Below are 22,096 nucleotides of genomic sequence, written 5' to 3' on the forward strand. Positions count from 1 at the left end.
GTTTGGGTCAGTCGAAGAATGGCGTCATCTGGGCGATAATCACAGAGTTTTCATCCAAAGCCCGTTGCATCAGTTCGCGTTCATCATCACCGATGTCATGCCCCTCGGCTTCGCGTTCTGCCAAGGTGCCATAGCCCGTCACGTCCAAAGGGGCTGTATCCGCCTGCTTAAGAATGGCCACGGTTTCGCGGACGGCTTCTGCTTCGTCGATGCCGCTGGAAAAGCACATAAGTGCTGCACCGGTGGCCTTTTCGGGAAGACCGTCACCGTCTTTCCGGCCGATTTGCACCAGCAGGGTAAAGACCTGCTGGCGCGACGGTTTCTTTGGTTTTTTGGGGGCGTCAGTCACGCAAAAGCTCGTTGATGGAGGTCTTTGACCGTGTTTGGGCATCGACTTTCTTTACGATAACCGCGCAGTACAGGCTGACGCCGTTTTTGGACGGCATGGAGCCCGCCACGACAACAGACCCTGCAGGCACTTCCCCATAGGTGAATTCGCCGGTTTCGCGGTCCACGATTTTGGTGGATTGCCCGATGTAGACACCCATGCCCAAAACGGAACCTTCACGTACGATGCAGCCTTCGACCACTTCGGAACGTGCGCCGATAAAGCAGTTGTCTTCGATGATTGTGGGGCCAGCCTGCATGGGTTCCAGAACGCCACCAATACCGACGCCACCTGACAAGTGCACGTTTTTGCCGATTTGGGCGCATGACCCGACTGTGGCCCATGTGTCGACCATTGTACCTTCATCGACGTAAGCGCCCAAGTTCACAAAGGACGGCATCAGCACGACACCAGGTGCGATATATGCAGATTTGCGCACGATGCAGTTTGGTACGGCGCGAAATCCTGCGTCTTTCCAGTCGGCTTCGCCCCAGCCCATGAACTTGCTATCGACCTTGTCCCACCAGCCGCCGCCTTGCGGACCACCAGATTGCATTTCCATGTCTTTGATGCGGAATCCCAGAAGCACGGCCTTTTTGGCCCATTGGTTCACATGCCAATCCCCGGACGCCTGTTTTTCAGCAACGCGCAAGGAACCGCTGTCCAGCGCATGCAATGTGGCTTCGATCGCGTCGCGTTGTTCGCCTTTGGTCGCTGGGGTGATTGTGTCACGGGCCTCCCAGGCGGCTTCGATGGCAGTTTCGAGTTGTGCGTTAGACATGGATTCTCTCCCAAAATGCGTTGCGGCGCTTAGACAGCAAACGGGGGCTTCGTGCAATAATATCTGCAATCAAATCTGTAATCTCGTCTGGGCAAGGTGTGCTTGGCGCGTTACCTTTTGATCAACAGCCAAAGGATTGCTTGAGATGAAAGACCACCGTGAAAGCCCGTTTCGGGACGCACATACCGACCGTGAGGCCGCCAAAGGCGCGCCTGATACACCCCAAACCCGTTCGCCTGCCTACGCGTTGGCGTTTGCGGATGAGGAATTCATGTGTCGCGATGAATTGCGCCCTGTGCGGTTGCAGCTGGAATTGCTGAAGCCCGAGATGATGTTGGACGAACAAGGGATCGAGTCCACGATCGTCATGTTTGGCGGCGCACGCATTCCTGAACCCGCGAAAAAGGACACAGCCCGCACCAAGACGCTGGCCGATCTGTCCAGCTTTTACGACGAAGCGCGCGAGTTTTCACGGCTGATGACGCTGAAATCTATGGAAAGCGGCGGTAAGGAAAACGTCATCGTCACAGGCGGTGGTCCGGGTGTGATGGAAGCGGGCAACCGCGGTGCCGTCGATGCGGGGGGCGCGTCCATCGGATTGAACATCGTGCTGCCGTTTGAACAAGCCCCCAATGAGTATGTCACGCCGGATTTGTGTTTCAACTTCCACTATTTTGCGATCCGCAAAATGCATTTCTTGATGCGGGCGCGGGCGATCACGGTGTTTCCGGGGGGCTTTGGCACCTTGGACGAACTGTTTGAGGCGCTGACGCTGATCCAGACGGGCCGCATGCAGCGTGTGCCGTTCTTGCTGTTTGGCAAGGCGTTCTGGGACGGGATCATCAATTGGGATGTGTTGGCGGATGCGGGCACGATCTCGGCGGAAGACCTCGACCTATTCCGCTTTGTGGACACCGCTGCCGAGGCGATGGAGCTGATTGAAAACTGGGAGCCCGGTGCGCGCCGCGATGAAATCCCCGGGCGTTAACCGTCGCGGGGTTTGATGCGGATGCCTTTTTTGGCGTTACGTTCGGCTTCTCGTTTCTTGAGCCGTTCATTGGCGGCGTCGACGTGTTCTGCTTCGCTTTCGAACCAGCCTTTGTGCTGTTCGGTGTTGTGGAGACCGTCGGCCCAGTCGTTGAAATAGTCCCCCATCTGCACGCCTTTTCCACACATGCTGGTTTTTTTTACTGAAAAGAGGTTCGCCACAGGCACGCCGATGACAACGCTGCCCAAGGCTGCGTTCTTTGTGGGCGTCATCGTAAAGAAGCGAAAAATAACGCTTAGGTTGATGTCGAAGGAGAAGCGTTCGCCAAGGCGCTTGACGGCAGGTCTCGCATCCAAATCAACGCGCACGGGTTGGACGGCCTTGCGAATGGCCGCAAGCATATCTTTGCGTTTCAGGCCCGTGTGGGTTTGCATGGCTTTGCGCAACGCCACGGATTTAGGTTTGTCGATCTTTGTGGTGCTGCGCGGGGCCAGCACTGGAAAAGAGATCAAACAATCCAGTTCGATCGTCAGCTGCCCGTCGGCATCGCTGCCCCTTAGCATACGACAGTTCCACCAAAAAACCTTGGATTGCGAAAATTGATTTCGGTCCAGATAGTCGGCGACATTGTCCAACGCGGGCTGCGCGATCAACGGCTGCACATCGAATTCGGCTTTGCCAATCTTAAGTGTCATAAAATCCTCCACATCTAAATGTGGAAAGCTTACTGCACCTTAAAATCCAAGCAAGGGCGTGGCAGCAATCAAGCAGCCAGCTCTGGCGGCAAGGCGCACACAGGAACGTGGTGGGGGAGCGTTTCGATGATTTCACCTTCGGCGGTTTCACGGATGCTGTAGCCGTAGCCTGCGATGCGGTGTTTCCATTCACGCTTGGACAATGCCAAAGCCCGTTCTTTCGCGATCAGATCGACCACTTGCGCCGCCACAAAGGCGTCTTGATTTACAATAAGTGTCATTTTCTAAATTCCATTTCCTTGGTTTCCCTGCAGACTGTTTTCGCGTCTAAGAATGGCTTCAAAAGCGCCAAATCGGGGCGATTACAGGGCATTTTGTAAACAATGAGGCAGGTATAGGCGGGATTATACTTATACCGACTGGTAGTTAACGTTATGAAATTGTTTACTTTTGCGAATTCGATTGTTTCCTGAAACGCAGTGAATGAAACCTAACTTGGCCACATTCTTAAGTCAGGTTACGGTGTAAGAGATTTTGAAATGGGAATGGTGAAAATGGCTGCGACAATCGACCAAGATGGTTCAGGCGGACATGTATGTGACGAGAACTGTGGTGCCGACTGCGACCACGGCCACGACCATTCGCATACACATGAAAACATCGATGAAATCGGTGGTGATGGCACTTCGGATGCGGCACCTGTCTTTGTCGATGATTACACTGCGATCCTGTACTACACGCAAAACGACAACTTGCGCTGGAACGGTGGCGTCGCCGTTGGCACGCAAACCGTGGTGACATACAGCTTTACGGACACAGCTGATCTTCCTGCACTGGCCGATTACGACCCATATGAAGCGGACGCCTATTGGTCTTACACCGAAGCCCAGCGCACGTTGATGCGTCAGGTCATGGACAAATACGAAGCGGTGTCCGGCTTGAAGTTCGTCGAGGTCCAAGGCGAAGGCATGATCAACATCATGGGCGCGGACGTGTCTGGTGTTGGGGGGTGGGCCAACGTGGCGCAAGCCTACAACAACGAAGCAGGCACGGGCTACTTTGTGAATGCGTACCAAAATCAGGCCGAAGGCGCCTACGGATACCAGGTTAACCTGCACGAACTTGGGCACGCTTTGGGTTTGCAACATCCGTTTGAGGGCAACGTTCAATTGAACTCTGGGTCCGACAACCAAGACAACACCGTCATGACCTACAACATCGACAACCCCTACACGACCGAACTGGGCACCTTTGATGTTCAGGCGATGCAAGAAATTTATGGCGCGGCCGGGTCGTTTGACAATTGGAGAGTGACAGTCAGTGCCAGCGATGTGGTTACGATCAAAACCACCTTCGCGGATCAGGCGGATGTGGTTGTGGCGACCAACGTAGACACAGTTATCAAAACCTATAGCGGTGACGATACGCTGGTGGGCCGGCAAGGCAATGACACGCTAAATGGTGGCAAAGGCGACGACACAATCACCGGAGCAGAAGGTCGCGATTTCATCTTGGGCAATCAAGGTAATGACCTGATCTACGGCGACATCAACGATGTGGATTACACTGGTCTCGTAAACGATATCGACCGTATCTACGGAAACACCGGCAACGACACCATTTACGGCGGACGGTCCGTTGATGTGTTGAACGGTGGCATCGGAGACGATGTTCTGTATGGCGGTAATGGCAATGACCGTTTGCGTGGCAGCGATGGCAACGACACCATCTACAGCGGCGACGGCGATGATCGTATCACCGGAGGCGCTGGAAATGACGTATTTGTCTTCCAGGTTACGGATCAAAACGAACTTAACAAGATCACCGACTTCACGTCTGGCGAAGATCTTGTGGACATGTCGTTCTGGGGGTTCACAAGCCTGAACCAATTCACCCTGACGCAAGTGGGGGATCACGTATTGATGGAATACAGCACGTGGATCGATATCGGGTTTTTGAACACGCAAATTGCGGATCTGTCGAACTCTGACTTTATCTTTGCCTGAATGATCAAAAGCCGGAGCAGGGGATTACATGCCCGCTTCGGCTTCGATCTGTTTGCGCGATTTGCGGGCACGTTCTGTGGCCGATTTCAACTGACCACAGGCCGCGAGAATGTCTTCACCGCGCGGTTTGCGGATCGGGCTCGCGTATCCGGCATCGTGAATAATATCTGCAAAGGCATGGATGCGGTTACCCGATGACCGCTTGTAGGGTGCGCCAGGCCATTCGTTGAACGGGATCAGGTTGATCTTGGCGGGGATGCCTTCGATCAGTTTCACCAAACGGTGCGCGTCTTCTTTGCTGTCGTTCACGCCGTCCAGCATCACATATTCAAACGTGATGCGTTCCGAATTGCTGACGCGCGGGTAAGCACGCAGCGCTTCCAGCAGGGCCTCGATGTTCCAGCGTTTGTTGATCGGCACCAATGTGTCGCGGACCTCGTCCGTGGTTGCGTGAAACGAAACCGCCAACAAACAGCCGATTTCCTCGGCCGTGCGCGCAATTTCCGGGACAACGCCCGATGTGGACAACGTGATGCGGCGGCGCGACAGCTGAATGCCTTCGGGGTCCATTGCAATTTTCATCGCATCGCGGACGTTTTCAAAGTTGTAAAGTGGCTCACCCATGCCCATCAAAACGATGTTGGACAACAGGCGGGTGCGATCATCGGGGCGTGTGCCTTGTGTGGGCCATTCGTCCAGATCGTCACGCGCCAACATAACCTGACCGATGATTTCACCAGCCGTCAGATTGCGCACCAGTTTTTGCGTGCCTGTGTGGCAGAAAGAACATGTCAACGTGCATCCGACCTGTGAAGACACACACAAAGTGCCGCGGCCCTCTTCGGGGATGTACACGACCTCAACCTCATGGCCACCTGCGATACGCACCAGATACTTGCGTGTGCCGTCTTCTGACACTTGCTTGCTGACAACTTCGGGCACCTCGATCACAAAATGCTCTGCCAGTTCGGCGCGAAAGGTTTTGGACAGGTTCGTCATCGCCTCAAAGTCGCGTACGCCCCATTGATAGATCCACTGCCAAATCTGGCCAACACGCATCTTGGCTTGCTTTTCGGGCGCACCCATCGCGATCAAAGCCTCACGCATTGCGGGGCGCGTCATGCCGACCAAATTGACCGGACCCTCCGGCAATTTGCGCGGAATGGTCATAACGTCTTGCGTGATAGGCGCATTGGCCATGGGAAGAATCCTTAAATGCGGGTTTCAGGCCCTATATCGGATCATGGGCGCAAATTAAAAGGGCCAAGCCCTTAAAACGGCTTTGTGACAACAACCCACAGGATACCGATGACGCCAAATACACTGACCTCGTTAAAAATCCGCAAATAGCGATCCGATTCAACGAACACGCCTTTGCGCGCACGCAGCACCATGCGGCCAGTCATTGTGTAATGTACAGCGAGGGCCGCGACCAAAGCCAGCTTGACCCAAACCCAAGTTTGGAAATCCCAATGCCAACCCAGCACCAATCCGGTGCCAATCGCGATAAAGCCCAGCCCGGAGGAAAAGCGATATAGCCGAAAGGTCAAATCCCCGGTTGGGCCGTCCTCGTTCAGTCGCGCAAATTCACGCTTCCAATAGATCAAGGCGCGGGGGACAGCGAAAATGCTCGTCATCCACCCCATCACGCACAGAATGTGTATGATCTTGACCCAATCCAACGGTGCAGATTACCCGCCGCAGCGCTTTTCAGCGTCTTCAACCGCGGCCGTAAAGCCCAGCAACGAAAAGGTGTCTTTGGTCACTGTCCCACGACCGGAACGGCCCGTCACAATTGCAGACGCTCCGCGCTTCATCGCTGTCACGATTTTGGCGTCGTCAGCAGGGCTTGCGGGCCAAGCCCATTCGCCATCTGTGAACAGTTCAAATTCGTTGCCAGAGATATTCATGTTAACGGTGCTGCCCCCTGCGAAAGGGTAGCCGCCCGTGAATGCGACCTGACCTTTGGCCTGTGCGCTAGGGCGGTAAAACACCATAAGCAAAATTTGGCTGCGCGTGGCGGCAACAACCCGCCCATCACGTGAATTGACGATCTCTTTTGGTGTCGACACGCCCCAGCACTCGGTTGGATTGTCTTCGACAAAGACGCTCCAGTCGGTTTTGGCCGCAACGCGGTTCGAACTTTGATCCTGCGCCGCTGCACTGGTTGCGATCATCGCCGCACCCGCCACAAACCCGGCAAAAACTGTTTTAATTCCCATCTGTCCAGCCTCCAGACTGTACCTAATCCTCAATTTTTCGACACAAGCCCGGAGATCATTTGTGATCCCTCTCTTGCCAGTGCCTCTATTCTTCTCGACAAGTGGCACATTAGCGCGAAATTGGCGACGTGCGAAAGCCTGATTGGCAGGAATTCGCCAAGTTGTGAGGGGAAAAATGACGCAATCTGTGCCAATGGCAGAAATTTGGCGGGGTCCGTTCCTTGAATCTGTGCATTCCGGCCATGCCGTGGTCTGCGACGAAGCGGGGCAAATCACCCACGCATGGGGTGATCCAGAGGCTGTTGTGCTGCCCAGATCGTCGTCCAAAATGATCCAGGCATTGCCATTGATCCAATCGGGCGCAGCAGATGCTTACAACTTGACGTCAGAGCAGTTGGCGCTGGCATGTGCGTCGCATCAAGGGGCTGCAATCCACACGGACCGCGTTGGAAAATGGCTGGATGCGCTGGGCCTTGATGACGATGCATTCCGCTGCGGGCCTCAAATCCCTGCTGATGTGCCAGCGCGTGATGATCTGATCAAAACAGACCAAAGCCCCTGCCGCATCCACAACAATTGCTCAGGTAAACACGCAGGGTTCTTGACGCTGACGCAACACCTCAAAGCGGGTCCCGACTACGTACATCCCGATCATCCGGTGCAAAAAGCATGCCTCGATATTTACGAAACCCTGACGCAAGTCACGTCGCCGGGGTTCGGAATTGATGGATGTTCTGCGCCCAACTACGCCACAACGCTACACGGTATGGCAAGGGCCATGGCGCATTTCGCAGCAGCGCCGACCGGCAGCCCCGAAGAACGTCTGCGCAGCGCCATGATGGCCCACCCCGAATTGGTTGCAGGGGAAGGTCGCGCTTGCACAAACCTGATGCGGGCTATGCATGGAAAAGTTGCGATAAAAACAGGGGCCGAAGCCTTCTTTGTAGCAATCATTCCCGAAAAGAAGATGGGCGTGGCGCTAAAAATTACGGATGGTGCGACAAGGGCCAGCGAATGCGCGATTGCGGCGATCCTTGTGAAGTTAGGTGTGCTTGACCCTGAACATCCGGAAACGATGAAATACCTCAACGCTCCGATCACCAATTTCGCAGGACTAAAAACCGGAACGCTCAGAGCAGCTCCAAAATTGCTCTAGGGATCTCTTCGCAACAAATATCCTGGGGGTCTGGGGGCAAAGCCCCCAATTCCCTTAAAAACACCGACCTCCGGTCGGGGGCAAAGCCCCCAGCCTACCCTAACTCAACAATCTCGGCGACTTCACAAGACCCGGACCCGTCCACAACCATCGGGCAACCTTTGGCTACAGACAAAACGCTTGCCATGTCGTCGGCTTGAATGATCGAATAGCCTGACACAGGGTTGGCGCCCCCATCATTGGCCACACCACTTGCACTAACAGTCTTGGACAGGCCTACAGGGTTTCCCCCGTCAACAAAGGCCGGTCCATCTTTCTCAAACCAAGCCTGTCAGAGGGCCATGGCTTTGGCCCCTTCTTACTCGGTTTCCGGCATTCCACCGCCGTGGTAGGTAAGCGGGAATTTTGGCGTTTCGTGTTCCCTTCTTCGGCTCTTGAACCCAGGATATCACAAAACGCACTATTTTGCAGCACCTACAAAATCAGAGCGGGCATAACCTTGCAAAAACAACAAAGCAGTCAGGTCGCCAAAGTTGATACGCACGTCACATTCTGCCGCGACAGCTGGCTTGGCATGTAAGGCCACCCCTGTGCCCGCACGGTGCAACATGCCCAAATCATTGGCCCCGTCCCCGACCGCAAGCACATCAGTTTCAGCCAATCCCAAACGCGCGGTTATCTGCTCAAGGGCATCGACTTTTGCTTGTTTTCCTAGGATTGGCAGGCCGACGGCTCCGGTCAAAATACCGCCTTCAACCACAAGCGTGTTGGCGCGATTCTCATCAAATCCCAGTTGCGCTGCGACGGATGATGTAAATGCCGTAAACCCACCTGACACCAAAGCTGCATAGCCGCCGGCTGCCTTCATCGTGGCCAGCAACGCATCCCCGCCCGGCATCAAGGTAATGCGCTGCGCCAAGACGGTTTCAATCACGCTTTCCGGTAGACCTTTCAGCAAACCAACGCGTTCGCGCAAGGCCCCGTCAAAGTCCAACTCACCGTTCATCGCCCGTGCCGTAATGTCTTTGACGCGTGCGCCAACGCCCGCCTCATCCGCCAGCTCGTCGATGCATTCTTGCTGGATCATCGTGCTGTCCATGTCGGCCAACAGCATGCGTTTGCGGCGCCCTTCCAAAGGTTGAACGATTAAATCAACGCCAAGGCCCTGAACATCCGCCCACACATCCCATTGGTTGTCGGGTACAACAGGCAAAGTGAACTCCGCCGCCTCATCCGGGGACAACCAAACCGCGTCGCCACCGCCCCAGGCATTGCGCAGGCTTTCGACCAAAGCCGGGTCCAAGGTTGGCGAAACAGGTGAGGTCAGAAGCGTGGCAATAAACATGGGATCTCCGATGCGCAAAGTCGCAGCCGACGTAGCGCATCAAAATACACTTTACCAGTTAGGGCGCCAGATTAAGGCACCAGACGGATTGCGAGGTGGCCAAATTCAAAACGATAGATGCGTAACCAAAACAATAGATTTGAAAGCATACTCACAGTAATCGGCGTTTCCGATGGGCTCCATTTTACGTCGTGACGAACATTTTACGTCGTGACGAAATCGTTAAGTGTCTATTTTGTGCCAAAAAGCACATCTGTGACTGTCGGATCATCCATCGCATGAGCATGAAATTTCATAACTGTTCCAACGTCTTTCCAACCCTCCCAATGCTGCAGGACACATGAACGGCTGCCTTTAGCTCGCAAAGTGGAACCGAACGCTTGGAGAATTCTCATTCAATGGCGGCATTGATGAATTCTGAAACGAGCTTCAACCGCGCCCGGTCTTTGGTGGCGATAAGGGACGTGTCCTGGGCTTCAGGCATTTCTTCGATGTCAATTTCGCAAAGATTGCTTTTGATCAGGCTGCTGTTTTGAAGGAACAAGGCGACACCAATGCCCTGCAACACCGCTTCGCACATCAATGGGAAAGTCGTCATGGTGGCCACGCGATTAAGGGAAATATCGTAACGAGCGCAAGTGTGGTCAAGTAAGCGGCGCGTGAGCGACCCTTTCTCGGGCACAATGACTGTCTCTTGTTCAAGTTCAGACAGTGAAATCTTGGCGCGCTTGGCGAAAGGGTGATCGCAGCGGCAATAGATCATGTAACGTGCGCTTTCTATATGGATCTTTTCCCAATGCTCATGATCGGGTGCATCCGTGATCAAGCCTACATCCGCAAGGCGGTTGCCGATCATTGATTTGGCCGTCGTCCAATCGTAAAGTCCAAAATCGACGCGGATATCGGGAAAACGGCGCTGAAACCGTGCGATGATCTTCAGCGCGGGTTGTGGCGCATTTCCGATGATCTTGAGGCGCCCTTCTTTCATGGCGTTGAACCCTTCGAGCCTCTCGGTGACCTCTGCGCTGAGGGCGATCATGCGGTCTGCTAGACCATAAAAATCCTGTCCGGTCGGGGTCAGTTCCACCCCGTCGCGTCCGCGCAGCAAAAGAAGTGTCCCGACGCTTCTTTCAAGGTTGGCAATATGTTGCGTGATCGTGGATTGGGTAACGCCAAGCCGTTTGGCTGCAGCGGAAAAGCTCCCCTCACGGACGACATAGGCAAAGGCTTCGAATTGATGGTGGTTGGGGCGCATGATCTTTCCTTTTGCCCCTCTGATAGAACCCATCGGTTTCACTAATATGACGACACAAAACTGTTGTGCTCGCCACCTATTCCCTTGGTTGAACCAAAGGGGAATCACATGTCAGATCTGCAGATTGCATCTGTCACCAAGCACTTCGGAGAGACCCCCGTTTTGAAAGGGGTGACCCTGGACGTGAAGGATGGTGAATTCATGTCACTGGTGGGCCCTTCCGGCTGCGGAAAGTCGACCCTGTTGCGCATCATCGCTGGGCTTGAAACACCGACAAGCGGCACCATCGCAATCGGCGGTACGGACGTGACACAGCTCCGCGCGGCGGATCGCAACCTGTCGATGGTGTTTCAATCCTACGCGCTTTATCCGCATTTGACCGTGGCCGAGAATATCGCTGTGCCTTTGCAGATGCGCCAAATGTCCGCATTGCAGCGGTTGCCGGTGCTGGGTGATGTCCTCCCTGGTGCGCGGGCGCAGAAAGACGATATCGCCCAAGCTGTCCGGCATGCAGCCGAGATGCTGGAAATCGCGGCACTTCTTGATCGCAAGCCCGGGCAATTGTCGGGTGGGCAGCGACAGCGTGTTGCCTTGGGCCGCGCATTGGTGCGCGATCCGGCGGCGTTTTTGTTGGATGAACCACTGTCAAACCTTGATGCGAAGCTGCGTGTTCAGACCCGCGCCGAGATCGCCGAGTTGCACCGCCGCCTGAAGGCCACGTTTATCTACGTCACCCATGATCAAGTCGAAGCCATGACCATGTCCGACCGGATCGCGGTGATGATGGGCGGTGAAATCCTGCAATGTGCAGCCCCTGATGTGATCTATGAAAACCCTGACGATATTCGCGTGGCTGAATTCATTGGCTCGCCCAAGATCAATGTCCTGCCGGTAGAGCGCAACGGCACTGCGTTAACGATGTTTGATCAGGTCCTGAATTCTCGTCTATCCATTGACAGCCCGAAGGTGATGCAGATGGGCCTGCGTCCCGAAGCCCTGCGATTGACGCAATCCGCGCCGCGTCTGACCGGACGGGTTGTGCATTTAGAAAACCTCGGGTCGGAAGTCTTCGCCCAAGTTGCCTTGGGTAACGATGGATCGCGGGTGACCCTCCGGGCCATGCCAGCGCAGCGGCAGAATCTGGCGCTGGGTGCGCAGGTTGGCCTGAGCTTTGATCTGAATGCAGCCATGATATTCGACGCGGGTGGCGCGCGGTTGCGCCACGTCGAACTTGCTGCCAGCCGCGCAGCTGAGGTGGCCTGACATGGTGACCGTGGATCCCAGCCTCGCAGCAGACGTCACCAAGGCCAAAGCCGACAATAGACAAGCGCGCACAGGCTGGGGGTTGGCCGCGCCGGCCCTGATTTTGATGGTTTTGATCTTGCTGGTGCCGATTCTCGTGGCCTGTGTCCTGTCTTTCACCAACTATTCGTTGGGCAATGCCGGATTCGATTGGGTCGGGCTGCAAAACTACGAGCGCCTGTTCACCCGCTCCACTTACGAAAAGATGTTTGTCGCGACCTTTACATACGTGGTGACCGTGGTGCCAATCTCCGTGGGTCTTGGCCTTGGGGCGGCCTTGCTGGTCCACTCATTGGGCCGGATCGGCGACATCTACAAAACGATCTATTTCCTGCCAGTGATGGCCACGCTTCTGGCGATGGCGATTGCTTGGGAATTCATGCTGCATCCGACCATTGGCATGGTGAACCGCACGTTAGAGATGGCGTGCGGGACGTGGTTTGAGGTTATCCCCTTCTTTGCAGGTGGCTGCGCCGATGGCTTCCCCTTATGGCTGGGGGATCGTGACTACGCGATCTGGGTGGTCTGTTTTATTGGCATCTGGCAGGGCTTCGGCTTTAACATGGTGTTGTTTTTGGCGGGTTTAACGTCAGTGCATCGCGAGCTGTACCACGCCGCTGAAATGGATGGTGCCCGCTCTGGTTGGGAGCGGTTCCGACTGGTCACATGGCCCGCCCTTGGGCCAACCACCGTCTTTGTCGTGACCATTTCCTGTATTCGCGCCTTTCAAGTCTTTGACACGATCGAGGCCTTCTGGCCCCAAGGCGGCGGGCCGAACAAATCCGCCTACGTGATGATGTTCGCAATTTTCGAGAAAGGCATCCAGCAGAACCTGATTGGGATCGGCTCGGCCATCACCATGTTGTTCCTGCTGTTCGTTATGTTTCTGACCCTGATCCAGCGCTGGCTGGTCGAACGTAAGGTGCACTACTGATGACACGCGATTGGTGGAAACACATGGTGCTGATCCTTGGTACGATTATCGTGCTGGCGCCCTTTTACATGATGGTCAGCTATTCGTTCAAAAGCCCCGGCGAAATCGACCGTGGTGAAGGCGGCTTTTTCGGCCGTCAAGAGATGATGATAGACCCGCGCTGCGTCGCCCTGCGCCAGCCAGACCGCGCCGATATCGAAGCCGCCCGCGCACGGTTTGTGGGCCAAGATGACGCCAGCGTGCAGGCCTCTCTTTTGGCCGAGACTGAGGCAGACTGTTCCATGCGGCCTGTTGTCTTCAACTATTCCAAGGCTTTCACCGAGGCGCCGCTTGTCCGTTATCTGTTGAATGGCGTTATCGTAACGGTATCGATCTTCTTGATCCAGAGTGTTGTGGCCCTGCCTGCCGCCTATGCGCTGGCAAAGCTGAATTTCTGGGGGCGCGATGCGGTCTTTGGGCTGGTCCTGTTCTGTCTGTTGATCCCAGTCCACGCCATTGCATTGCCGCTTTATATCGGTCTGGCGAAGCTGGGGCTGACCAACACCTATGCAGCCCTTGTCGTGCCGTGGACGATCTCGGTTTTTGGGATCTTCCTGATGCGCCAGTTCTTTATGACTGTGCCTGACGATCTGATTGACGCCGCGCGCATGGACGGAATGTCGGAACTGGCCATCGTCTGGCGGGTCATGTTGCCCACCGCAATCCCTGCGCTTCTGGCCTTCGCGATCTTTTCCGTCGTAGCCCATTGGAACGACTATTTCTGGCCACGCATCGTTGTGACCGGAAACCGCGATCTCTTCACCCCGCCACTGGGTTTGCGTGAGTTCAAGGGCGATGGAGACGGGTCGTTCTTTGGTCCGATGATGGCCACAGCCACCGTTATTGTCACACCGCTGATCGTCGCGTTCCTGCTGGCACAACGCCGCTTTATCGAGGGGATCACGCTGTCTGGAATGAAATAGGGCGCGCCTTGGCCCGCCCTACCCATAGCCCTGCAAGGGAATATCGCCTCCCCGCACGGGGAACATCATTGGGGTCTACCAATCGCCAAACCGGACGCCCCGCCAACTGGAGTAGAGATAATGAAAAATACTGTAACTGCAATGGCTCTGGCGCTATCTGCCTCTGCCGCTTTCGCCCAAGACAAGGTGACGATCGAGTTCGCCTATCCCTATAGCCACCTGTTTGATGTGACGTATGAAGCCATGATGCCGGCCTTCAACGCTGCCCACCCAAACATCGATGTCGTCTTCCGCGCCACCTACGAATCCTATGAGGATGCTACCAACACAATCCTGCGCGAGGCTGTCGCAGGTAATTTGCCAGACGTCACCATGCAGGGTCTGAACCGTCAGGCGCCATTGGTCGACAAAGGCATCGCCCAGTCATTGGCCCCGTTCATTGCAGCCGAGGCCGATTTTGAAACAAATGGCTACCACGAAGCCATGCTGTCTCTGTCGACCTTCGACGACGAAGTCTACGGCCTGCCGTTCTCGATCTCTCTGCCTGTTGGCTATTACAACATGGATATCCTGCGCGAAGGCGGCCTCACCGAACTTCCAACGACTTGGGATGAGGTCATTGCTGCCTGTCAAACCATGAAAGCCAACGGCATCGATAACCCGATTTTCTGGGGCTGGAACATCACCGGCAACTGGTTCGTGCAGGCCCTGTTGTGGAGCCAAGACAAAGCCATCGTCGAAGAGGGCCGCGTGACCATGGACAGCCCTGAGGCTCTGGTCGCTTTGGAGCAGATGCAGGAAATCTTCACAGAGTGTGAAATGCAAAACCTCGAATGGAAGGCCGCTTTGTCGTCATTCTCTGCGGGTGATGTTGGCATGATGTTCTGGTCCACTTCAGCCCTCGGCGCGGTTGAGCGTAGCCAAGGCGATTTTGAACTTGTCACGGGCCCATTCCCCGGTCTCGACGGCACCCCTAAGGGTCTGCCAGCGGGCGGCAACGCAGCGATGCTGACCTCGACCTCAGACGATCCTGCCGTGCGCGAAGCGGCTTGGACTTGGTTGAAATTCATCACCTCTGGTGAAGGGGCTGCAGAAGTGGCTAAGACCACGGGCTACATGCCACCGAACAAGGCCGCAAACGAGATCATCCTCGCGGACTTCTACGACCAGAACCCTAACAAGCAGACCGCTGTGGATCAGCTTCCGCTGCTGCGCGAATGGCTGGCCTATCCCGGCGACAACGGCTTGGCGATCACGCAGGTGATCTATGACGGTATCGAACGCATTGTCACCGGCGATGCCACCGACATGAAAGAGCTTCAGGAAGAGCTGGTCGAAGAAATCACTGACCTTCTGCCAAACGGCTAAACCAACCTCTGGTCGTCCTTTCGGGGGCGGCCAGAACTCTTTTCTAAAAGGTTAATACCCATGAAGCTTGTGCATATCTCCGACATTCACTTGACGGCTCCCGGTGAACGCATGGGCGGATTGAACCCCCACAAACGTTTCGCCCAAGCGCTCGACGATGTGCGATCCGAGCACAACGATGCCAAGCGGATCATCATCACTGGTGATTTGACCCATTGGGGCGAACCTGCGGCCTATGCGACACTTGTTGATGCCCTTAACGATTTGCCCTGTCCCGTGCGTCTGTTGATCGGCAACCACGATGACCGCGCCGCCTTTCTTGCGGCCTTCCCGGATCATCCCAAAGACTCGGCGGGTTTCATCAACCACGCAGAAACGGTGGATGGCACGCGTCTAATCTACCTCGATACAACAGCCCCATGCACCCACGCTGGCCACTTCTGCGCCGCGCGGCGCGATTGGCTTGAAAATGAGTTGAAAGACTGCACCAGCGCGCGCCTGTTCATGCATCACAATGCCATGCCGCTTGGCCTGCCTGCCGAAGACAAAATCGCTGTTGTTCCCGAAGATCGCGCACTTTTGGCCAAGCTCTTAACCACCTACCGCGACCGCATCGAGTATATTCACTTTGGCCATGTCCATGCTCCCGTACACGGGACTTGGTGCGGCATTCCCTTTGCCAGCGTCCGCTCCACCGGCAATCAATCCTTGCCTGACCTGTCCGAGCAAGAGTTGCTGCAAGGTGCTCCCATGGCGCCGTCCTATGCTGTTATCCTAGCACAGGACACAGGCACCACTATTCATGAGATCCCATTCACTTGGGACGGGCCGGTTTTTAGTACAGGGACCAACTGGGACGATTGGGCCAAACCGATGGCTGCAGAATGAAATTTATCCATCTCACTGACACACATGTTATTGGCGACGGGACGCTCTATGGACAAGACCCCGCCGCGCGGCTGCGAGCCGCTGTCGCGTCTATCAATGCGGGACACGGTGATGCGGACTTCGTTGTCCTGACGGGTGACATCACCCATTGGGGTGACGCGGCCGCCTACGCGCGGTTTTCGCGAGAAATCAAAGCGCTCAACATGCCCGTACATTTGTTGGTCGGAAATCACGACGATACCGCTGCCTTTGGTGCGGCTTTCCCAGAGATACCCCGTGATAGAAACGGTTTTGTGCAAAGTGGATTTGACACTCCGTTCGGGCGGTTCTTGTTGTTGGACACAAAAGACCCAGAATCCCATGCGGGCGCTTACTGTCCGGCACGCCAAGCTTGGTTGGATCGCGAACTGGACCAAACCAACGGCCCGATCTTCTTGTTCATGCACCACCCGCCATTCAAGATCGGCATAGCCGCGATGGACCAGATCATGTTGCGGGATGCTGAAACGTTCTACGATGTTATTGCGCCCCATAAGGCCCGTATCCGACATCTGTTCTTTGGCCATGTGCATCGTGCGATCTTTGGGAATTGGCGCGGCATAAGCTATTCCTGCATGCGTGGCCTCAATCATCAAGTCGCCCTAGAGCTGAGCGAAAGCGTCGATCCTATTGCGGCAAATTTCGAACCACCGGCCTATGGTGTGGCGATGCTAAGCGACGATCAAGTCACGGTCCATTTGCACGATTTTGCTGATCGCTCAGAGCGGTTTTTACTTTGATGTAACCTTGTAGGCTATGCCGGACTGAAGGCCACACTCCAGATCACCGGAAACACCACGCTGGCCGAACCTTTCCCCTTTCGCCGCCATCTAGGAATCGCGAACCGGATTTTGCTGCGATCGCAACGAATGGTCGCTTTGTCCTGATACTGTTGAAGAAGTCGATGTTTTGGCTGGTTTGACGGCCGTCGAAATTTGGGGTGACGCACCCCTTCTTCATATGGGGTCTGGTGTAGGGTCCAGTTTTGCAAGTTTCCTGAGGTTTTGTGCTGTGGCCGCTAGCTGGAACGAAACGCTCAAAAATCAATCTGCGGATAGGAGAAGAGCTGCCGTTTGGCCGAAGCGCCATGTCAATCTTTTTGTCTCAGGCCATGGACGAGGCGCAAACGCACATCAGTTCGAATACAAGTGATGCACCCAGCCAAGCCGTGTTGCCGCGTTCATCAAATGGGGGCGAAACTTCGACCAAATCCGCGCCGATCAAGTTCAATCCTGACAATTCCCGTACAACTTGGATCGACTGATAGCTGTTTGGCCCACCTACTTCTGGTGTGCCGGTCCCTGGTGCATAGGCTGGATCAACAAAGTCGATGTCATAGGTGCAATAGGTTGGTTGACTGCCAACGATCGCACGCACTTCAGCCATCACATCCTTCACGCCGCGCTCGAAAAACTCTTCTATCCGAATGATCCGCACGCCCTGTGCTTCGCCCCATTGCACATCTTCGGTGTTGTAAGCGGTGCCGCGAATGCCGACTTGTACCATGCGTTTTGGGTCAACAAGCCCTTCTTCGATGGCGCGGCGAAAAGGCGTGCCATGGGTGTATTTGTTGCCGCCAAAATATGTGTCGAACAAGTCTGTGTGGCTGTCAAACTGGATCAATCCCAGAGGCGCTTCAGTGGCCAGTCCACGCAAAACTGGTAGGGAAACAAGGTGATCGCCGCCAACAGTTATGGGTAAGATGCTTCTAGATTTCAAATGCGCGTAGAAGGCAGAAATCCGGTCCATGCAATCCATGATGTCAATCGGATTGGGCGAAACATCCCCAAGGTCCGCACAATTGACCAGATCAAAGGGGTTCACGCCGGTGACCGGATTACCCGCACGTATCATTGTTGACAGGTCCCGCACCTGGCGCGGGCCGTGACGTGGACCCGGTCGGTTGGTGGTTCCCGCATCCCACGGAACACCCACAAGGCCAAGCTGCACATGGTCATAAGCCGGATGGTCCGGGGTCACATGTGGAAGCCGCATGAAGGTTGGCACGCCCGCAAAGCGGGGCAAGTCCATGCCTGATACAGGCTGGAAAAACTCTTTTGTGATGTCGTTCATGATGTGACCTCCTTGGGTGTCTTTGATAGATTTTCGGCGACCATTGAGATCATCTCAAACATTACGGCCCCTGCGGTCAAAGCGGTGATCTGGTTGGGACTGTCTTTGGTCGGCATCATGCAAACGATGTCCCCCCCGACAATGTTTAACCCGCGAACAGCGTGCAGCAGACCTATGGCTTCATCGATGTCGAACCCTTTTTCGCTCGCTTCGATGTTGGACACCCCTGGCGCGATTGTCGGGTCAAGGCAGTCCAGATCAAACGTGATGTAGACAGGCCGCCCAGCCAATGTCTCGGCCACCTGCGCGACCACATCCGCAAGGCCTCTCTGGCGAAACTCTTTCATGGTGACGACGTTGTAACCATAGTCATAGGAGGGTTGCAGCCAATCCAATGTTCGCGCGTGACCGCGCAAACCGATCTGCATGGAATGGGTCGGATCGACCTTTCCCTGATCGGCGAGATAGGCCCCCCAATGGGCTGCTGATTTATGCGCCCCCAGAAAGTGATCTACCTTGGTAAAAACGTCCGTATGCGCATCCAGATGCAAAAAACACACTGGTTCGCCACCTGTCACCTGACCACAGCCTAACGCCTGAATGATCCCGCCCGTGATGGAATGATCCCCACCTATAGAAATCGGACGCGCGCCTGCCGCGTCGATGTCACTGTAAAAGCGTGTGATCTGCGCGATACAGTCTTCGTTGTCATTGGCGCGCGGAAAAGGCACATCGCCCACATCCACAATGCTTGCCTGACTCCATGGATCAAGCCGAAAGCCGCTATGCATGCGCCGCTGCATGCTGGATACATTCCTTAATGCGCGCGGCCCCAGGTGCTGATCGCGTTCAGTCGTGCCATTTCCTGTGGAATGCGGCACCCCAACCAGGGCAATGTCGTGGCCCGTTGCTGGTTTATTGGGACAGCGAAACAATGTGGGAATGCCCCACCAATAGAGGTTCTCCATCATAGAATTCAGATGTGGATCGGACATGAATATTCCCTTTGCGCAAGTATCAAAACAGTTTTTCAGGAGAGGCTGGCGGTCAGGAACCGCCAGCGTTTTTGCGATAGCTGCCCTGCGCAATCCGGTCGATCACCATCGCACACAGAAGGATGGCAAGACCACCCAGCAACCCTTGCCCTTTGGCAGCGTATTGCAGGGATTCAAGGATCAGCGCCCCCAGCCCATCGGCCCCGATCAATGAGGCAATGACAACCATGGACAACGACATCAGGATGGTTTGATTGATCCCTGTCATGATCGAGGGCAGCGCCAGCGGCAATTCAACATTGAACAACAATTGCCGCCGCGAACAGCCAAATGCGATGGCGGCCTCTTTGGTGGCCTCGGGCACGCCGCGCATCCCCAATGCGGTGAGGCGGATCACCGGTGGCATCGCAAAGATCAACGTTGCCAGCACCCCCGGAGGTTTGCCCGTGCCGAAAAAGGCAATGATTGGGATCAGATAGACAAAGGCGGGCATGGTCTGCATGAAATCCAGCACCGGTTCTGCGATGGCATAGGCGCGCTTGGATTTTCCAAACCAGATGCCAAAAGGCACGCCAATGGTGATGCACAGCAGCGCCCCAGCCCCGATCAATGCGACCGTGATCATGGACAGTTCCCAAAGCCCCATGAAGGCAAGATAGGCCAATGAGGCGGCCGTAAAAATTGCCACACGTGGTCCGGCCAAGCGGTAGGCCATCACAACAATCACCAGCATGACCACAGGCCAAGGGGTTTGCAGCAGCAAAATTTCCAACCCGTCCAGACACCAGCGAATGCCTGCGGTTATACCGTCAAACGTGTCCGAAAAATTTTCCGCGGCCCAATCAAATCCTGCATCACCCCTTTTGGAAAGGGCAGAGAAGTATTCTTTTTTGACCGGGAATTCAGTTATTGGAATTGTCTCGCCTATCAGGCCGGAGGTCAGCCTGGCCAACACCTGATCGGGGTTGGTCACCGTAAACCGCAGCAATGTCAGCGGGACAATGGCCAATGCCATGGCCGATCCGAACATCAGGCTTGCGGTTTTGATCCCTGACTGCTGGCTCTCCGGTTTTGTCCGCCATTTCAGATATTGCGCCTCATAGGCAACATTGGCGTAGAACCCTTCCAGCAGCTTAATGACAACAAGGATCACGATCCCTGTCAGTAGAATTGTTGTGGCCTCGGCTGAGGCTAGATCAGCCTGTTCCTGCGCCCGTGCGGCAACCTTTTTCAGGTTCTCGGCGATCTTGAGTTTTGCCTCGGCCCCCGTCGCATCGCCATTGGCCAGCAGCTCTGCCGCCTGCGCCTCTCGTTTTTCAATGTTATTGAGTGCGCGTTCTAACTTTGCCAGTTGCTCCGCACCCAATTCCCCCCAAAGGCCGCGTCCGATCTGTACCAGCGCGAAGAGCTCCAACACCAGGAACATCCAGAAGAACCCCCAGATCCCACGGGCCGCCCCCCAAAGCGGGCCAAAGACCGCCGCCATTGTGTTCCATGACCATGCAAACCCATTGGTATCCTGAATTTTCTTAAACGCCGTCTTATAGAAGGCGTTATTCTGGACAGTGAAATCGGCGACTGTCGTGCTGGCGGCACTGGGGCCGCTTTCCAATCCTGTATCGGTCATGCCTTACCTCCCTGAATGCCCTTGAGAAGGGTCGGTTTGTCGATCACGCCAACGTCAGTACCGTCATCAGATGTGATCACGATGGGATGTTCAGTGGCAGTGCTGATATCAATCAGCGTATCCAAATCTGTCCCATGAGCCGTGCGCGGGCTTTGCGACAGATCTTCCCAAGCTTTGGGTGTGTATTCCCCCAGGGGCACCATGATGGAATGGGCAAAGACAAGCTTGAGCTTGGAAATCCCATCCACAAAATCGCGCACGTAATCATCTGCGGGTTTGGTGACAATCTCTTCTGGTGTGCCGATTTGTACGATGCGCCCGTCTTTCATAATGGCAATTCGGGTGCCGATGCGGATCGCTTCGTCCAGATCATGGGTGATAAAAACGGTTGTTTTGCCAAGTTCTGCTGAAAGCGCCATGAACTGATCTTGCAACTGGCGACGGATCAACGGATCGAGCGCCGAGAATGGCTCATCCATCAACAAGACATCCGGGTCCGAGGCCAGTGCGCGGGCCAAGCCTACCCGCTGCTGCATGCCGCCTGACAGCTCACGCGGGAAGCGATCTTCGTAGCCCTGAAGGTCCACCAGTTCCAGACAGCGTTGCGAGACTTCCCAGCGGCGAGATTTTGGTTCTCCGCGCACTTGCAAAGGAAACGCCACATTGTCGCGCACAGTGCGGTGCGGCAGCAAGGCCATGTGTTGAAATACCATGCCAAGGTTCACAGCGCGCATTTCACGCAGTTTTTCTGGCGACAGCGCGAGCACATCCTTGCCCAAAACAGAAATCTTGCCCGCAGTGGGTTCGATCAAACGGTTGATGTGTCGGACCATTGTGGATTTGCCGGAACCTGAAAGCCCCATCACACAAAAAATCTCGCCCTTTTGAACAGAGAAGGAACAATCAGCGATGCCGACAACACAACCAAACTCGCCCAACACCTCAGCCTTGCTCAGGTTTCTGGTTTCGATGGCTTTGATTGCTTCATCCGAACGTTCGCCGAAAACTTTCCACACACCGTCCAGGCATATGACAGAGTTATCATTCATTGATTTTGACCTATTGGGAAAAA

The 22,096-nt window shown here is 55.2% G+C and carries 23 protein-coding genes; 9 read left to right on the forward strand and 14 right to left on the reverse strand.

The genetic code is table 11. From position 1 onward, the window contains the following. Nucleotides 1-7 precede the first annotated feature (7 nt). Nucleotides 8-349 (reverse strand): hypothetical protein, encoded by a 342-nt coding sequence (locus ABJL60_RS01580; protein ID WP_108826670.1) that lies wholly within the window; start codon nucleotides 347-349, stop codon nucleotides 8-10. Next, on the reverse strand, nucleotides 342-1,169 hold the full coding sequence (gene dapD / locus ABJL60_RS01585; RefSeq protein WP_348285326.1) for a 2,3,4,5-tetrahydropyridine-2,6-dicarboxylate N-succinyltransferase: 828 nt from the start codon (nucleotides 1,167-1,169) through the stop codon (nucleotides 342-344). The genes ABJL60_RS01580 and dapD overlap by 8 nt, the downstream gene beginning before the upstream one ends. Nucleotides 1,170-1,314: 145 nt before the next feature. Here dapD and ABJL60_RS01590 point away from each other — a divergent pair, with 145 nt between their 5' ends. Continuing rightward, nucleotides 1,315-2,157 (forward strand): TIGR00730 family Rossman fold protein, encoded by an 843-nt coding sequence (locus tag ABJL60_RS01590; protein WP_348285327.1) that lies wholly within the window; start codon nucleotides 1,315-1,317, stop codon nucleotides 2,155-2,157. On the opposite strand, the gene ABJL60_RS01595 is transcribed toward ABJL60_RS01590, so the two are convergent. Both ABJL60_RS01595 and ABJL60_RS01600 read right to left on the reverse strand, forming a co-directional pair. Then, complete coding sequence (locus ABJL60_RS01595; RefSeq protein WP_348373476.1) at nucleotides 2,154-2,852, reverse strand: hypothetical protein; 699 nt, start codon at nucleotides 2,850-2,852, stop codon at nucleotides 2,154-2,156. The genes ABJL60_RS01590 and ABJL60_RS01595 overlap by 4 nt on opposite strands. A 68-nt stretch (nucleotides 2,853-2,920) precedes the next feature. Then, nucleotides 2,921-3,133 (reverse strand): hypothetical protein, encoded by a 213-nt coding sequence (locus tag ABJL60_RS01600; RefSeq protein ID WP_348285329.1) that lies wholly within the window; start codon nucleotides 3,131-3,133, stop codon nucleotides 2,921-2,923. A gap of 273 nt (nucleotides 3,134-3,406) precedes the next feature. Between ABJL60_RS01600 and ABJL60_RS01605 the strand changes: the two genes are divergently transcribed. Next, nucleotides 3,407-4,858, forward strand: a complete 1,452-nt coding sequence (locus ABJL60_RS01605) for a matrixin family metalloprotease (protein WP_348285330.1) — start codon at nucleotides 3,407-3,409, stop codon at nucleotides 4,856-4,858. Between the two features lie 24 nt (nucleotides 4,859-4,882). On the opposite strand, the gene rlmN is transcribed toward ABJL60_RS01605, so the two are convergent. From rlmN to ABJL60_RS01620, 3 genes are all read right to left on the reverse strand, one after another. Then, nucleotides 4,883-6,058 carry a 23S rRNA (adenine(2503)-C(2))-methyltransferase RlmN gene (gene rlmN, locus ABJL60_RS01610; protein WP_348285331.1) on the reverse strand — a complete coding sequence of 392 codons (1,176 nt, stop codon included), beginning with the start codon at nucleotides 6,056-6,058 and terminating at the stop codon, nucleotides 4,883-4,885. 71 nt (nucleotides 6,059-6,129) lie between these two features. Next, the gene (locus ABJL60_RS01615; protein WP_348373477.1) at nucleotides 6,130-6,540 is read right to left on the reverse strand and encodes a CopD family protein; all 411 of its coding nucleotides are present in this window, start codon (nucleotides 6,538-6,540) and stop codon (nucleotides 6,130-6,132) included. 9 nt (nucleotides 6,541-6,549) lie between these two features. Further along, nucleotides 6,550-7,080, reverse strand: coding sequence for a hypothetical protein (locus tag ABJL60_RS01620; protein WP_348285333.1), 531 nt, complete (start codon nucleotides 7,078-7,080; stop codon nucleotides 6,550-6,552). 175 nt (nucleotides 7,081-7,255) lie between these two features. Here ABJL60_RS01620 and ABJL60_RS01625 point away from each other — a divergent pair, with 175 nt between their 5' ends. Continuing rightward, nucleotides 7,256-8,236 carry an asparaginase gene (locus tag ABJL60_RS01625; protein WP_348285334.1) on the forward strand — a complete coding sequence of 327 codons (981 nt, stop codon included), beginning with the start codon at nucleotides 7,256-7,258 and terminating at the stop codon, nucleotides 8,234-8,236. A gap of 94 nt (nucleotides 8,237-8,330) precedes the next feature. Here the strand turns inward: ABJL60_RS01625 and ABJL60_RS01630 are convergent, their stop codons facing one another. The 3 genes from ABJL60_RS01630 to ABJL60_RS01640 all read right to left on the reverse strand — a co-directional run bounded on the left by ABJL60_RS01630 (nucleotide 8,331) and on the right by ABJL60_RS01640 (nucleotide 10,836). Continuing rightward, a complete protein-coding gene (locus ABJL60_RS01630) occupies nucleotides 8,331-8,483 on the reverse strand; it encodes a hypothetical protein (RefSeq protein WP_348373478.1) in 153 nt (50 codons plus the stop codon). A gap of 213 nt (nucleotides 8,484-8,696) precedes the next feature. Further along, nucleotides 8,697-9,581, reverse strand: coding sequence for a phosphoserine phosphatase SerB (gene serB / locus ABJL60_RS01635; RefSeq protein ID WP_348373479.1), 885 nt, complete (start codon nucleotides 9,579-9,581; stop codon nucleotides 8,697-8,699). A 391-nt stretch (nucleotides 9,582-9,972) separates the two neighbouring features. Then, on the reverse strand, nucleotides 9,973-10,836 hold the full coding sequence (locus ABJL60_RS01640) for a LysR family transcriptional regulator (RefSeq protein ID WP_348285336.1): 864 nt from the start codon (nucleotides 10,834-10,836) through the stop codon (nucleotides 9,973-9,975). Between the two features lie 108 nt (nucleotides 10,837-10,944). Here ABJL60_RS01640 and ABJL60_RS01645 point away from each other — a divergent pair, with 108 nt between their 5' ends. The 6 genes from ABJL60_RS01645 to ABJL60_RS01670 all read left to right on the forward strand — a co-directional run bounded on the left by ABJL60_RS01645 (nucleotide 10,945) and on the right by ABJL60_RS01670 (nucleotide 17,069). Continuing rightward, nucleotides 10,945-12,099: an ABC transporter ATP-binding protein gene (locus tag ABJL60_RS01645; protein WP_348373481.1), complete on the forward strand. Its 1,155-nt coding sequence runs from the start codon at nucleotides 10,945-10,947 to the stop codon at nucleotides 12,097-12,099. A gap of 1 nt (nucleotide 12,100) precedes the next feature. After that, the gene (locus ABJL60_RS01650; RefSeq protein ID WP_348373482.1) at nucleotides 12,101-13,072 is read left to right on the forward strand and encodes a sugar ABC transporter permease; all 972 of its coding nucleotides are present in this window, start codon (nucleotides 12,101-12,103) and stop codon (nucleotides 13,070-13,072) included. Beyond that, nucleotides 13,072-14,034 (forward strand): carbohydrate ABC transporter permease, encoded by a 963-nt coding sequence (locus tag ABJL60_RS01655; RefSeq protein ID WP_348373483.1) that lies wholly within the window; start codon nucleotides 13,072-13,074, stop codon nucleotides 14,032-14,034. Before ABJL60_RS01650 ends, ABJL60_RS01655 begins: the two co-directional genes overlap by 1 nt. Before the next feature lie 120 nt (nucleotides 14,035-14,154). Continuing rightward, complete coding sequence (locus ABJL60_RS01660) at nucleotides 14,155-15,402, forward strand: ABC transporter substrate-binding protein (protein ID WP_348373484.1); 1,248 nt, start codon at nucleotides 14,155-14,157, stop codon at nucleotides 15,400-15,402. A gap of 60 nt (nucleotides 15,403-15,462) precedes the next feature. Beyond that, nucleotides 15,463-16,290, forward strand: a complete 828-nt coding sequence (locus ABJL60_RS01665) for a phosphodiesterase (RefSeq protein WP_348373485.1) — start codon at nucleotides 15,463-15,465, stop codon at nucleotides 16,288-16,290. Beyond that, a complete protein-coding gene (locus ABJL60_RS01670; RefSeq protein WP_348373486.1) occupies nucleotides 16,287-17,069 on the forward strand; it encodes a phosphodiesterase in 783 nt (260 codons plus the stop codon). The genes ABJL60_RS01665 and ABJL60_RS01670 overlap by 4 nt, the downstream gene beginning before the upstream one ends. Before the next feature lie 364 nt (nucleotides 17,070-17,433). On the opposite strand, the gene speB is transcribed toward ABJL60_RS01670, so the two are convergent. From speB to ABJL60_RS01690, 4 genes are read right to left on the reverse strand one after another with little or no spacing between them, the layout of a single operon-like run. Continuing rightward, entirely contained in the window at nucleotides 17,434-18,402 is a 969-nt protein-coding gene (gene speB, locus ABJL60_RS01675) for an agmatinase (RefSeq protein ID WP_348373487.1), read from the reverse strand. Next, complete coding sequence (locus ABJL60_RS01680; RefSeq protein WP_348373488.1) at nucleotides 18,399-19,397, reverse strand: arginase family protein; 999 nt, start codon at nucleotides 19,395-19,397, stop codon at nucleotides 18,399-18,401. Before ABJL60_RS01680 ends, speB begins: the two co-directional genes overlap by 4 nt. Before the next feature lie 52 nt (nucleotides 19,398-19,449). Continuing rightward, entirely contained in the window at nucleotides 19,450-21,024 is a 1,575-nt protein-coding gene (locus tag ABJL60_RS01685; protein WP_348373489.1) for an ABC transporter permease subunit, read from the reverse strand. Further along, nucleotides 21,021-22,073: a betaine/proline/choline family ABC transporter ATP-binding protein gene (locus ABJL60_RS01690; RefSeq protein ID WP_348373490.1), complete on the reverse strand. Its 1,053-nt coding sequence runs from the start codon at nucleotides 22,071-22,073 to the stop codon at nucleotides 21,021-21,023. Before ABJL60_RS01690 ends, ABJL60_RS01685 begins: the two co-directional genes overlap by 4 nt. Between the last annotated feature and the right edge of the window lie 23 nt (nucleotides 22,074-22,096).

The organism is Ascidiaceihabitans sp., from assembly GCF_039986515.1.
Lineage (GTDB): Bacteria > Pseudomonadota > Alphaproteobacteria > Rhodobacterales > Rhodobacteraceae > Ascidiaceihabitans.